This window comes from Bradyrhizobium sp. 195 (genome assembly GCF_023101665.1).
Taxonomy (GTDB): Bacteria; Pseudomonadota; Alphaproteobacteria; order Rhizobiales; family Xanthobacteraceae; genus Bradyrhizobium.
In genome coordinates this window covers 2,971,899-2,984,861 of record NZ_CP082161.1, presented here as the reverse complement: position 1 = coordinate 2,984,861, position 12,963 = coordinate 2,971,899, and the positions used below count along the sequence as shown (strand labels likewise).

Below are 12,963 nucleotides of genomic sequence, written 5' to 3'. Positions count from 1 at the left end.
GCATGAGCCGAGCCGCCACCAATCTGCAAATCGATTCCGCCCGCCTCTGGGGCTCGATCCACGAGACCGCACAATTCGGTGCGACAGCCAAAGGCGGCGTGCGGCGGCTGACACTGAGCAACGAAGACAAGCAGGTGCGCGACTGGTTCCGCAACGCCTGCGAAGACGCCGGACTGGAAGTCCACGTCGACGCGCTCGGATCGCAGTTCGGCCTGCGCAAGGGCCGCGACATGTCGAAGCCGCCTGTCGGCATCGGCTCGCATCTCGACACGCAGCCGACCGGCGGCAAGTATGACGGCATCCTGGGAACGCTCGGCGCGCTGGAGGTGATCCGCACGCTGAACGACGCCGGTATCGAAACTGAAGCGCCGATCTGCGTGGTCAACTGGACCAACGAGGAAGGCTCGCGCTTCGCACCTGCGATGATGGCCTCCGCGGCCTACGTCGGCGACTTCACCACCGACGACATTTTGTCGCGCAAGGACGCCGAGGGCACGACCGTCGGGCAGGCGCTCGACAGCATCGGCTATCGCGGCGACAAGCCGGTCGGCTTCCAGAAGCTCGGCTGCTTCGTCGAGCTGCACATCGAGCAGGGCCCGATCCTGGAGGCCGAAGGAAAGACCATCGGCGTGGTCGATTCCGGCCAGGGCGTGCTGTGGTATGACGGCAAGATCTCCGGCTTCGAGAGCCATGCGGGCTCGACCCCCATGCCGCTGCGGCGCGATGCGCTGGCGACACTGTCGGAGATCGTGCTGGCGATGGAGGCCATTGCCAGGAAGCACGGGCCGAACGCCGTCGGCACCATCGGCGAGGCTGTGATCGCAAATCCATCGCGCAACGTCATTCCCGGCGAGATCGCCTTCACCATGGATTGCCGCAGCGCGGACGGCGCCATCATGGACGCGCTCGATCGCGATCTGCGCGCCGCGATCGCCGAGATCTCCGCGCGCCGCAAGGTCGAGGTCAAGGTTGATCTGGTCTGGCGCAAGCCGCCGACGCATTTCGATCCCAAGCTCATTTCGGCAGTCGAGAACGCGGCGAAGACGCTCGGCTATTCCTCTCGCCGCATCACCTCCGGCGCCGGCCACGATGCCTGCAACCTCAACACCGTCATGCCTGCCGCGATGGTGTTCGTGCCCTGCAAGGACGGCATCAGCCACAACGAGCTGGAGGACGCAACGCAGCCGGATTGCGCCGCAGGCACCAACGTCCTCATGCATACCGTGCTGGCGATCGCCGGCGTCGCGTCCTGACCGGAGAGAGCCATGCGCGGAGTATTCGTCGACGCCAACGAAACCTTGGCCGTGATCATGGAGCGGCTGGAGCAGCCTGATGATCCCAAGGTGCGGATCCACAGGAATCCCGATATCAAGCCCGAGCAATATCCCGAGATCCTCGATGGGGCCGAGATCGCGATCGTCGACCACACCGCCCTGCCGACCGACGTGGCAAAGAAGTGCACCGGGCTGAAGCACGTCGTATTCCTCGGCACCGGCGCGCGCAGCTACATGAATCCGGAGGAGCTCAGCGAACTCGGCATCTCCGTGCATCTGATCAAGGGTTACGGCGACACTGCGGTCGCCGAATCCGCGATCGCGTTGATGTGGGCCTCGGCTCGTGTCATCGCGATGATGGATCGCGAGATGCGCGGCGGCAACTGGCTGCGTGAGGACGGCATGCAGCTCACCGGCAAGACGCTCGGCCTGATCGGGTTCGGCGGCATCGCCGCCGAGGTTGCGCGCATCGCATCGGGCAGCGGCATGAAGGTGATCGCCTGGAACCGCTCGCCGAAGAGCCACGCGAGCGTGGAGTTCACCGATCTCGATACGGTGCTGGCCAGAAGCGACGTCGTTTCGCTGCATCTGCTGCTCAACGACGAGACGCGCGGCATGATCACGCGCGAGAAGATATTTGCGATGAAGCGCGGTGTCATCCTCGTCAACACCGCCCGTGCCGCGATCGTCGACGAAGCGGCGATGATCGATGCGCTGAAGTCGGGCCATATCCGCCATGCCGGTCTCGACGTGTTCAACACCGAGCCCTTGCCCGGCGATCATCCGCTGACGAAGATCCCGAACGTGACTCTGTCGGCGCATTCGGCGTTCCGCACGCCGGAAGCGAGCGAGAACCTGATCGAAGCGGCATGGGTTCACTGCCGCCGGATCGTGAAATCGTAGAGTGGGTTACGGCTTCGCCTAACCCACCCTACGCTTCCCGCCAAATCGTGAAGGGACAAGAGCAACAACAATGGCCGACTATCGCACCATCAAGGCAGAGCCGCTCACCAACGCCATCCGCGCCATCGTCAAGGCCGGCGGCTCCTCGGACCGCGAGGCCGAGCTCGTGTCCACCAATCTCGTCGAGGCCAATCTCAAAGGCCACGACTCCCACGGCGTCGGCATGATCCCGCGCTATGTCCAGAGCGTCACCAACGGCGGCCTCGCCGTAAACCAGCACGTCAAGATCGTGCTCGACACCGGGCCGCTTCTCACCCTCGACGGCCTCACCGGCTACGGCCAGGTGATCGGCCATGAAGCGATGGAGCTCGCGGCCGAGCGCGCCAAGCAAAACGGCGTGTGCCTCGTCGGTCTTTCCAACTCGCACCATATCGGCCGCATCGGCCATTGGGCCGAGCAGTGCATCGACCACGGCCTCGTCTCGATCCACTTCGTCAACGTGATCTCACGGCCGATCGTGGCGCCCTGGGGCGGCAGCGATGCGCGCCACGGCACCAACCCGTTCTGCGTCGGCATTCCGCGCAGGGGCAAGGACCCGATCGTGCTCGACTTCGCCACCAGCAAGATCGCGCAGGGCAAGACCCGCGTTGCCCACAACAAGGGCGTCGAGCTTGAGGGCGGCACCATCATCGACGATGAAGGCAGGCCCACGGTCAATCCGCGCTATACCGTGATCCCGCCGTACGGCGCCATCCTGCCGTTCGGCGAGCACAAGGGTTCGGGGCTCGCGCTGGTGTGCGAAATCCTCGGCGGCGCGCTCTCCGGCGGGCAGGTGGTCAAGGGCCCGTCCGACGGCAAGTACAACGTCCTCAACGGTATGCTCTCGATTGTCATCGACCCGAGCAAGCTCGGCACCGGCGAAAACCTCGCGCGCGAGGCCGAGAGCTTCGTCGCCTGGCACACCGGCTCGCCGCCCGCAGCCGGCATCGACAAGGTCAAGATCGCGGGCGACCCCGAACGCGAAACCAGGAAGAAGCGCCTCGCCGAAGGCATTCCGGTCGATCCGACCACGTGGCAGGAGATCCTGGAGGCCGGGAAGAAGTTCGGGCTGGATCAGGCAGCAATCGAGAAGATCGCGGGCTGAACGGCGCGGGAGCACGTTCCCTTCCCTTCTCCCCTTGTGGGAGAAGGTGGCGCGAAGCGCCGGATGAGGGGTTCTATCCGCGAGCAATCGTGCAACTGATAGACGCCTGTCTCCGCGGAGACAGACCCCTCACCCGTCTCGCCGCTACGCGGCGAGCCACCCTCTCCCACAAGGGGAGAGGGAAAGTAGCACCTCAATCCACCATATCCGCGACCGCCTTGCCGCACGCTGTCGTATCCGCGTTGCCGCCGAGGTCCTTGGTGCGCAGCGTGCGTTCGGCGAGCGTGCGCTCGATCGCATCGACAATCGACTTGCCGGCTTCCTTCTCGCCGAGATGCTCGAGCATCATCGCCCCTGACCAGATCGCGCCGATCGGGTTAGCGATACCCTGGCCTGCGATATCGGGCGCCGAGCCGTGCACCGGCTCGAACACCGAGGGGAAATCGCCCTCGGGGTTGATATTGCCAGACGGCGCGATGCCGATGGTGCCGGTGCAGGCCGGGCCGAGATCGGAGAGGATGTCGCCGAACAGATTCGAGCCGACCACGACGTCGAACCAGTCCGGATGCAGCACGAAGTTCGCCGTCAAAATATCGATGTGGTACTTGTCCCACTTCACGCCCGGAAACTTCTTGGCCATCGCCTCCACGCGCTCGTCCCAATAGGGCATGGTGATGGAGATGCCGTTCGACTTGGTCGCTGAAGTCAGGTGCTTTTTCGGCCGCGACTGCGCGAGCTCGAAGGCGAACTTCAGGATGCGATCGACGCCGGTGCGGGTCATCACGGTCTGCTGCGTCACGAACTCGCGGTCGGTGTCCGGGAACATGCGGCCGCCGACGGAGGAATATTCGCCTTCCGTGTTCTCGCGCACCACCCAGAAATCGATATCGCCAGGCTTGCGGCCCGCCAGCGGCGACGGCACGCCGGGCATCAGTCGCACCGGGCGCAGGTTCACATATTGGTCGAACTCGCGGCGAAACTTGATCAGCGAGCCCCACAGCGAGACGTGGTCCGGAATCTTGGCCGGCCAGCCGACCGCGCCGAAATAGATCGCATCGTGCTTGCCGATTTTGTCCTTCCAATCGTCCGGCATCATCTGGCCGTGCTTCTCGTAATAGTCCCAGGACGAGAAGTCGAAATGGTCGAAATGCACGGCGACCCCGTGCTTCTTCGCCGCAGCCTCCAGAACGCGCAGGCCTTCGGGCATCACTTCCTTGCCGATGCCGTCGCCGGGAATGACTGCGATCCGGTATTGTTTCTTGCTCATCGAGAACGTCCTTGGTTGGTCCGGCAGCCGCCGCCTTTTGACCGCACTGCAATGGACCAAACGCGTCGGCAGTGCAACGCTGCACTGCAATGTTGACCATGGCGCGGCCAAGCGCCTACTGATTTTATCCTGTTCCTATCCTGCGAGTACCCCTCATGGATTTGCATCTGAGTGGCAAGCGTGTCCTGATCACGGGCGCGTCAAAGGGCATTGGCGCTGCCGCCGCCGAGGCGTTTGCCGAGGAAGGCGCGCACCTCCTGCTCGCCGCCCGCAGCGGCGACCAGCTCAAGGCGCTGGCCGACCGATTGCGTTCCGCACACCAGATCGACGCCGCAACGAGCATCGTCGACCTGCGCAAGGCGGAGGACGTGGCGCGGCTCGCCAGCGAAGCCGCCGACATCGACGTGCTCGTCAACAATGCCGGCGACATCCCCGGCGGTTCGATCGACAAGATCGACGAGACGACCTGGCGCCACGCCTGGGAATTGAAAGTATTCGGCTACATCAACCTCACACGGCAGATCTACGCGCAGATGAAAGCTAGAGGCGGCGGCGTCATCGTCAACGACATCGGGGCTGCCGGCGAAAAGTTCGACGCCAACTACATCTGCGGCAGTGCCGGCAATGCCGCGCTGATGGCCTTTACCCGCGCGCTCGGCGGCAAGAGTCTTGCCGACAACATCCGCGTGGTCGGCATCAATCCCGGTCCTGTCGGCACGGACCGCCACGTCACACTGCTGAAGACGAGGGCCAAGCACCAGTTCGGCGACGAGAGCCGCTACAAGGAATTCCAGAAGAGCCTGCCGCTCGGCCGCCCTGCGCATGCGCGTGAGATCGGGGATCTCATGGCGTTCCTGGCGTCGGATCGCGCCGGGTATACGTCGGGCGTGATCTATACGGTGGACGGCGGCATCAGCGCCGGGTGGGGTTAGTTTATCCGTCATTGCGAGCGCAGTGAAGCAGTCCAGGAATGTATCAGCGGGCAATAGTCCGGATTGCTTCGCTGCGCTCGCAATGACGACACAGTAAGCACAGGAGAAAAATCGTTGTCTCAAGAGCTGATCCGCGAAACCGCATGCGCCGTCGTCGACAAGCTGCGCTCCGGCGACGTCTCGCCGCTCGAACTGCTGGATACGGTAGAGCAGCGCATCAGTGAGGTCGACGGCAAGGTCAATGCACTGCCGATACTGTGCTTCGATCGCGCGCGGGACAGCGCCAAGGCGCTGATGCGGAAACCCGCCGGCGCGAGGGGGCTGCTCGCGGGCCTGCCGGTGCCGATCAAGGATCTGACCGACGTTGCGGGCGTGCTGAACACCCAGGGCTCGCCGATCTTCAAGGACAATATCCCTGCCAAGTCCGACCTCATGGTCGAGAATCTCGAAGCCAATGGCGCGGTGGTCTACGCGAAATCCAACACGCCGGAATTCGGCGCCGGCGCCAACACCTTCAACGAGGTGTTCGGCGCGACGCTCAACCCCTGGGATATTTCGAAATCCGCGGCAGGCTCCTCCGGCGGCGCGGCAGTGGCGCTCGCCACCGGCATGGCCTGGCTCGCGCAGGGCTCCGACATGGGCGGCAGCTTGCGCAGCCCGGCGGCTTTCTGCGGCATCGTCGGCATGCGGCCGAGCATCGGCCGCGTTGCGCATACGCCGAAAGCGGGCATAGATCGCAATCTCGGCGTACAGGGCCCGATGGCGCGCAATGTCGAGGATCTCGCGCTGCTGCTCGATGCCATGAGCGGCGACTATGCCGCCGATCCACTGTCGCTGCCGGCGCCCGTGATCTCGTTCCTGTCGGCGGCACAGTCGGGCAGGAAGCCGAAGCGCATCGCCTATTCGCCCGATCTCGGCATTACGCCTGTCGATCCCGAGGTGAAGGCGATCACCCGCAAGGCAGCTGAACGCTTTGCCGAGGCGGGCGCCATCGTCGAGGAGGCGCATCCGGACTGGCGCGAGGCGCATGAATGCTTCCACGTGCTGCGTGCCTTCGACTTCGCGATCAGCAAAGCGCAACTTCTCCGGACCAAACGCGACCTGCTCAAGCCCGAGGTGATCTGGAACATCGAGGAAGGCCTCAAGCTCACGGTGGAGCGGCTCGAGCGCGCCGAGGCCCAGCGCGTCGGCATGACCGCGCGGGCCGTCGAGTTCTTCAAGACCTACGATCTCTTGCTGACCCCCACCACGATCGTGCCGCCCTTCCCGATCGAGCACCGCTATGTCGCCGAATGCGCCGGCAAGAGGTTCGACAATTACGTCGAATGGCTCGGCATCGTCTACGCCATCACGCTGGCCTGCTGCCCCTCGCTGTCGCTGCCGTGCGGCTTCACGGCGTCGGGTCTGCCGGTCGGCGTGCAGGTGGTCGGAGCGCCGCGAAGCGACGCCGACGTACTCGCGGGCGCGAAGGTGCTGGAGGATATTTTGGGCCTGCGCGGCACGACGCCGATCGATCCGAAGGCGAAGAAGTAGCGGGATCCATAATGCTAGCGCGGTACCCCTCTCCCCTTGTGGGAGAGGGTGGCTCGCCGCATAGCGGCGAGACGGGTGAGAGGTATCTCTCCGCGCTGAAATCTCATCGTGGGAGTTCGCTGAAGCAACCCCTCATCCGGCGCTTCGCGCCACCTTCTCCCACAAGGGGAGAAGGAAGATCACCTTCCGCTCGTCGCTTCCAGGCTGCGGCTATAGCGCGACATCGCGAAGCAGAATACGAAATAGATCGCGGCGACGAAAATGTAGACCTCGACCGAGAACTGTTGCCACGCGGGATCAATGATCGCGGTCTTCGCCGTCGTCAGCAGGTTGAAGATGCCGATGATCAACACAAGGCTGGTGTCCTTGAAGAAGGCGATGAAGGTATTGACCAGCGGCGGGATGACATGGCGGATCGCCTGCGGCAGCACGATCAGCCGGTGCTTGCGCCAATAGGACAGCCCGAGCGCATCGGCCGCCTCGTACTGCCCGCGGGGCACGGCCTGAAGGCCACCGCGGATGACTTCGGCAAGGTAGGCGCCCGCGAACAGGATGATCGCGATCTGCGCACGCAAGAGCTTGTCGATGTTGAATCCAGCCGGCATGAACAGTGGGAACATCACGCTCGCCATGAACAACAGGCTCACCAGCGGCACGCCGCGGATCAGCTCGACATAGAGCACGCTGAGCGAGCGGATCGCCGGCAGCTTCGAGCGTCGGCCGAGCGCGACGAGGATGCCGAGCGGAAAACCGAACGCCAGCCCGAACGTCGCCAGGATCAGCGTCACCGGTAGGCCACCCCAGCGGTCCTGCGAGACGAAGGAGAGCCCGAGCACCCCGCCCCACATCAGCACGCTGATCAGCGCGAGCGCACCGATCCAGACAAGGACCAGCTCGCGCCGCCACAGCGCGCGGCGGGTAGAGAGATAGAACAGCGCGATGAACAGCAGCACCGACAGAGCCGGCCGCCACTGCTCGTCGAACGGATAGGTGCCGAACAGGATGAAACGGTATTTTTCCGGGATGATCGCCCAGCAGGCCCCGACGCCTCGCACTGCGCGGCAGGCGGCTGAGTCGTTCGCCGGCGTCAGCCAGACGGCATTGGCGATGCCCCACTGAACGAAGCTGAAGATACCCTTGGCGACCACTGCCAGCAGCACGATCGTGAGGATGCCGTTCGGGATCGACGAGAACAAATTGGCGCGGAGCCAGCGCAGCGCCGGATTGCCGGCTTGCGGTCGGCGGGCTGCGCGGGGTGCATCGGGGATGTCGGCGATCACAGTCATGATCAGCGCTCCACCAGCGCGATGCGCGCATTGTACCAGTTCATAAAGAAGCTGATGGAAAGACTGATGGTCAGGAACACGGCCATGATCAGCGCGATGGCTTCGATCGCCTGGCCGGTCTGGTTCAGCGTGGTGTTGGCGATCGAGACAACGTCCTGGTAGCCGATTGCCACCGCGAGCGAGGAATTCTTGGTCAGGTTGAGATACTGGCTCGTCATCGGCGGCACGATGACGCGCAGCGCCTGCGGCAGGATGATCTGCCGCAGCATGAAGCTGCGGCGGAGACCAAGCGCATTGGCGGCGTCCCACTGCCCGCGCGGTACGGACTGGATGCCGCTGCGCACGATCTCGGCGATGAACGCCGAGGTGTAAGTCACGAGCGCAATCAGCAGCGCGAAATATTCCGGAGCGAGCGTCAGCCCGCCAACGAAATTGAAGCCGCGCAGCTCCGGCCATTCAACCTTCCAGGACACGCCGAGCACCAACGAGAGGGCTGCGGGCAGCACAATGACAAGGCCGAGTGCAAACGGCCAGGCTGGTCGCGGCTTGCCGTCGCGCATCTGCTGCACGATGAGCTGCCTCCGGACGAGATAGAACACGGCGAACCCGAGCAGCGCGGTGCCGAGCACCCAAAGCTGCAGCGGGCCAAGCGGAATGGCCGGAAGGATCAGCCCGCGATTGGAGAGGAACACGCCCTCGATCGGCCGCCATGCCGCGCGCGCGGCCGGCAGCGCCTGCATCAGCACGTACCAGAACAGGAGTTGAAGCAGCAGCGGGATGTCGCGGAGGGTTTCGACATAGACGGCGGCGAGCCGCGACAACAGCCAGTTGGCAGACAATCGCGAGATGCCGATCAGCGTGCCCAGGATGGTCGCGAGCACGATCCCGATCACGGCGACGCGCAGGGTGTTGCCGACCCCGACGACGAAGGCCCAGAGATAGGTATCTCTCGGATTGTAGGCGAGCAAGCTGTCGGCGATGGGCATGCCGGCCTCGCGGCCAAGGAAGGCAAAGCCTGTCGTGATGCGGCGCGCCGAGAGGTTGGTGACGGTGTTGGACCAGAGGAAGGCGATCACTCCAACCGCGGTCCCGACCACCAGGACCTGCCAGAACAGGCCCATCAACTCGTTGCGCCCGAGTGCGAACAAGCGGCGGCGCGGCGGCGGTCTGGGATGATCGGCGGTCACAGCACAAAAATCCTTCTCGAATGCAGCGATTTCCGGCAGCGCACGTCAACTGTTGCACCAAACCTAGTTTCGTGCAACAAATGTTTCATGGCCGAGCCTGCGAAATCCTCGCCCCTGAGCGAACTGCGCATTGCATTGCCGTCGCTCCCGATGCGGCTGCAGGAAGTCGGTCGCTTCGTCGCCGCCAACGATTACGACGCCACCACCCGTTCGATGCGCGACCTCGCGGCGGAAGCCGGCGCCGATCCCGCCGCGTTCACGCGCCTCGCCAAGGCGATCGGCTATTCCGGCTGGGACGAGTTGCGGGCCGCGTTGACGGAAGCGCGACGGCCCTCGCAGACTTCGCCCTTCTCCGGCAGGGCGAAGCGCCGGCGTCATGGCCCCAATGCCGACGTCGCGCTCGTCATCGACAAGCTCGAGGCCGAGGCTGCCGGCCTTCCGCGCATTCCGGCCCAGCCGATTGCGGACGCCGCCCGCGCGCTGCATGACGCAAAGCGGATCTGGATCGCGGGATATCGCAGCTGCCGCAGCGTCGCGGAACTTCTGAACTACGAGCTGCGGCTGTTTCGTCCCGAGCAGGTGCAGATCGTCGGCACATCCGGCCCCGACGATCTCGATCTCGGCGCGTTCCGTCCTGGCGAAGCCGTCATTGTCGTCGGCTTCCTGCCTTACACACATGCAAGCGTCCGCGTCGCGCAGGCCGCTCATCGCAGCGGCGCAACCCTGATCGCGATTGCGGACAGCCTCTCTGCGCCAATGGCCGAGGGCGCCGATCACGTGCTGCTGTTCGAAGCCGCCTCCTCGCCCGGGTTCTTTCCGAGCCTCACCGGCGCCATCGCGATCGCGCAGTCGCTCGCCGCGGTGACGTTCTCGCTCGGCGGCGTCGCCGCGAAGAAGCGGCTAGAAAATACCGAGGCGCGGCTCAATGCCGCCTCCACCTATGTCTCGGAGAAAGGTTGACCCATGAGCGCTCGCACCAGCCGCGTGCTGCACCGTTCGTTGCGTGACACACCGCCCAAGGCGATCGGCGGCGAAGGCGTCTATCTGTTTGCCGAGGACGGGCGCCGCATCATCGATGCCTCCGGCGGGGCGGCCGTCTCCTGCCTTGGCCACCAGCATCCGCGCGTGATCGCGGCGATGGCGAAGCAGGCTTCAACGCTGGCCTATGCCCACACCGCCTTCTTCTCATCCGAGCCGGCGGAGGCCCTCGCCGAGACGCTGGTCGGGCATGAGCCGGGCGGCCTCGCCTACGCCTATTTCGTCAGCGGCGGATCGGAGGCGATCGAGGCCAGCATCAAGCTCGCACGGCAATATTTCATCGAGCGCGGCGAGCCGCAGCGGCAGCATTTCATCGCGCGGCGACAGAGCTATCACGGCAACACACTTGGTGCGCTCGCCGCCGGCGGCAACGCCTGGCGACGCGCGCCCTATGCCCCCCTGCTCTCGGCCGCCTTCAGCCACGTGACTCCGGCCTTTGCCTATCACGAGAAGCACGACGTTGAATCCGACGCGCAGTTCGTGGCGCGCCTGGCGGCGGAGCTCGAAGCTGAGTTTCAGCGGCTCGGCCCCGACACGGTCGCTGCGTTCCTCGCCGAGCCCGTCGTCGGCGCCACCGCTGGCGCCGTGACCGCGCCCGACGGCTACTTCAAGGCCATGCGCGAGATCTGCGACCGGCACGGCGCGCTGCTCATCCTCGACGAGGTCATGTGTGGCATGGGCCGCACCGGCACCACGCACGCCTGGGAGCAGGAAGGCATCGCGCCTGACATCCAGGCCATCGCGAAGGGGCTCGGCGGCGGCTACCAGCCGATCGGCGCGATGCTCGCCAGCGGCAAGATCATCGACACGATCCGCGCCGGCTCAGGCGCCTTTCAGCACGGTCATACTTATCTGGCACATCCCCTCGCCTGCGCGGCCGCACTCGCGGTGCAGGAGGTGATCCGCGAGGACCGCCTGCTCGACCGCATCAAGGAACGCGGCAAGCAGCTCGAACAGCGGCTGACCGAGCGCTTCGGCAATCACCGCCATGTCGGCGACATCAGGGGTCGTGGCCTGTTCTGGGCGATCGAGCTGGTCGAAGATCGGGCCAGCCGCACCTCGTTCGATCCCGCGCTCAAGCTCAATCATAAGATCAAGGCGGAGGCTCTCGCCAATGGGCTCGGCTGCTATCCGGGCGGCGGCACCGTGGACGGCGTGCGCGGCGACCATGTGCTGCTGGCGCCGCCTTATATCGCCTCCGCGGACGAGATCGACTTGATCGTCGACAAGCTCGGCACGGCCGTCGACAACGTGTTGCGTAGTGTCAATCACTGAGGGGAGAGTAGCATGATGAGGAAAGTGGCTATCGCAGCGGGCATGCTCGCGGCATCGACGGTTGTCGCGACGGCGGCGGCAACGCTCGACACGGTGAAGAGCCGCGGCACGCTGGTATGTGGCGTCAGCGCCGGCTTTGCCGGCTTCTCGGCGCCGGACTCGCAAGGCAACTACCGGGGTCTCGACGTCGACTATTGCCGTGCGCTCGCCGCCGGCGTGCTGGGTGATGCCAGCAAGGTGCGCTACGTCTCGCTGACCGCGCAGAACCGCTTCACCGCCCTGCAATCGGGCGAGATCGACGTGCTCTACCGCAACTCGACGCAGACATACTTGCGCGGTGTGACGCTGGGCTTGCGGCAAGGCCCGATCAACTTCTACGACGGTCAGGGCTTCGTCGTGAAGAAGGATCTGGGCGTAAAAGAGATCAAGGACCTCAAAGGCGCCACCGTCTGCGTGGCTCAGGGCACCACGCACGAAGTCACGCTCGGCGATTACGGCCGCGCCAACGGCATCGACTGGAAGCCGCTGGTGTTCGACCGCGTCGACACCATGTATCAGACCTTCTTCGGCGGCCGCTGCGATGCGATGACCCAGGACGCCTCCGCGCTCGCCGGCGCCGTGACGACCGCCGCGCCGAACCCGGCCGACTACGTCGTGCTGCCGCAGACCATCAGCAAGGAGCCGCTTGGCCCCTTCACCCGCAACGGCGACGAGGTCTGGAGCGACATCATCACCTGGCTGCATTACGGCCTGATCGAGGCCGAAGAGCTCGGCGTCACCCAGGCCAACGTCGACGAGATGGCGAAATCGCAGACACCGGCGATCCAGCGCCTTTTAGGCGCCTCCGGCGATCTCGGCTCCCGGCTCGGGCTCGACAACAAATGGCTGGTGACCGCGATCAAGGCCACCGGCAATTACGGCGAGATCTACGAGCGCAACGTCGGCAAGGCGAGCCCGCTCAAGCTCGATCGCGGCCTCAACGGCCTCTGGAGCAAGGGCGGCTTGATGTACGCGGTGCCGTTCAAGTAACATCTCGCGTCCCGGACGCGCTGCAGCTCCCGGCGATGCGACGCATCGTCCGGTCCGCTGCTGCAGAGCCGGGACCCAGCGGCCACAATGGGCCC

11 protein-coding genes are annotated in these 12,963 nt (G+C 65.0%); 8 read left to right on the top strand and 3 right to left on the bottom strand.

Features of this window, described 5'->3' with window-relative positions; all coding sequences use genetic code 11:
* The first annotated feature begins 2 nt into the window (after positions 1 to 2).
* From IVB26_RS13850 to IVB26_RS13840, 3 genes are all read left to right on the top strand, one after another.
* Positions 3 to 1,253 (top strand): Zn-dependent hydrolase, encoded by a 1,251-nt coding sequence (locus tag IVB26_RS13850; protein ID WP_247972166.1) that lies wholly within the window; start codon positions 3 to 5, stop codon positions 1,251 to 1,253.
* 12 nt (positions 1,254 to 1,265) lie between these two features.
* The gene (locus IVB26_RS13845; protein WP_247972165.1) at positions 1,266 to 2,177 is read left to right on the top strand and encodes an NAD(P)-dependent oxidoreductase; all 912 of its coding nucleotides are present in this window, start codon (positions 1,266 to 1,268) and stop codon (positions 2,175 to 2,177) included.
* 70 nt (positions 2,178 to 2,247) lie between these two features.
* The gene (locus IVB26_RS13840) at positions 2,248 to 3,321 is read left to right on the top strand and encodes a malate/lactate/ureidoglycolate dehydrogenase (RefSeq protein ID WP_247972164.1); all 1,074 of its coding nucleotides are present in this window, start codon (positions 2,248 to 2,250) and stop codon (positions 3,319 to 3,321) included.
* A gap of 193 nt (positions 3,322 to 3,514) precedes the next feature.
* On the opposite strand, the gene IVB26_RS13835 is transcribed toward IVB26_RS13840, so the two are convergent.
* Positions 3,515 to 4,588, bottom strand: a complete 1,074-nt coding sequence (locus IVB26_RS13835) for a tartrate dehydrogenase (protein ID WP_247972163.1) — start codon at positions 4,586 to 4,588, stop codon at positions 3,515 to 3,517.
* 155 nt (positions 4,589 to 4,743) lie between these two features.
* Here IVB26_RS13835 and IVB26_RS13830 point away from each other — a divergent pair, with 155 nt between their 5' ends.
* Together IVB26_RS13830 and IVB26_RS13825 are read left to right on the top strand one after the other, a co-directional pair.
* Complete coding sequence (locus IVB26_RS13830; RefSeq protein ID WP_247972162.1) at positions 4,744 to 5,520, top strand: SDR family oxidoreductase; 777 nt, start codon at positions 4,744 to 4,746, stop codon at positions 5,518 to 5,520.
* Between the two features lie 114 nt (positions 5,521 to 5,634).
* A complete protein-coding gene (locus IVB26_RS13825) occupies positions 5,635 to 7,053 on the top strand; it encodes an amidase (RefSeq protein ID WP_247972161.1) in 1,419 nt (472 codons plus the stop codon).
* A gap of 179 nt (positions 7,054 to 7,232) precedes the next feature.
* On the opposite strand, the gene IVB26_RS13820 is transcribed toward IVB26_RS13825, so the two are convergent.
* Together IVB26_RS13820 and IVB26_RS13815 are read right to left on the bottom strand one after the other, a co-directional pair.
* Positions 7,233 to 8,339: an amino acid ABC transporter permease gene (locus IVB26_RS13820; protein ID WP_247972160.1), complete on the bottom strand. Its 1,107-nt coding sequence runs from the start codon at positions 8,337 to 8,339 to the stop codon at positions 7,233 to 7,235.
* 2 nt (positions 8,340 to 8,341) lie between these two features.
* Positions 8,342 to 9,526 carry an amino acid ABC transporter permease gene (locus IVB26_RS13815; protein ID WP_247972159.1) on the bottom strand — a complete coding sequence of 395 codons (1,185 nt, stop codon included), beginning with the start codon at positions 9,524 to 9,526 and terminating at the stop codon, positions 8,342 to 8,344.
* An 87-nt stretch (positions 9,527 to 9,613) separates the two neighbouring features.
* On the opposite strand from IVB26_RS13815, the gene IVB26_RS13810 reads away from it, so the two are divergent.
* The 3 genes from IVB26_RS13810 to IVB26_RS13800 are packed head-to-tail and all read left to right on the top strand — an operon-like array spanning position 9,614 to position 12,868.
* The gene (locus tag IVB26_RS13810; protein WP_247972158.1) at positions 9,614 to 10,486 is read left to right on the top strand and encodes a MurR/RpiR family transcriptional regulator; all 873 of its coding nucleotides are present in this window, start codon (positions 9,614 to 9,616) and stop codon (positions 10,484 to 10,486) included.
* Positions 10,487 to 10,489: 3 nt separating this feature from the next.
* A complete protein-coding gene (locus IVB26_RS13805; protein WP_247972157.1) occupies positions 10,490 to 11,839 on the top strand; it encodes an aspartate aminotransferase family protein in 1,350 nt (449 codons plus the stop codon).
* Between the two features lie 12 nt (positions 11,840 to 11,851).
* Positions 11,852 to 12,868: an amino acid ABC transporter substrate-binding protein gene (locus IVB26_RS13800; protein ID WP_247972156.1), complete on the top strand. Its 1,017-nt coding sequence runs from the start codon at positions 11,852 to 11,854 to the stop codon at positions 12,866 to 12,868.
* Positions 12,869 to 12,963: the final 95 nt, after the last annotated feature.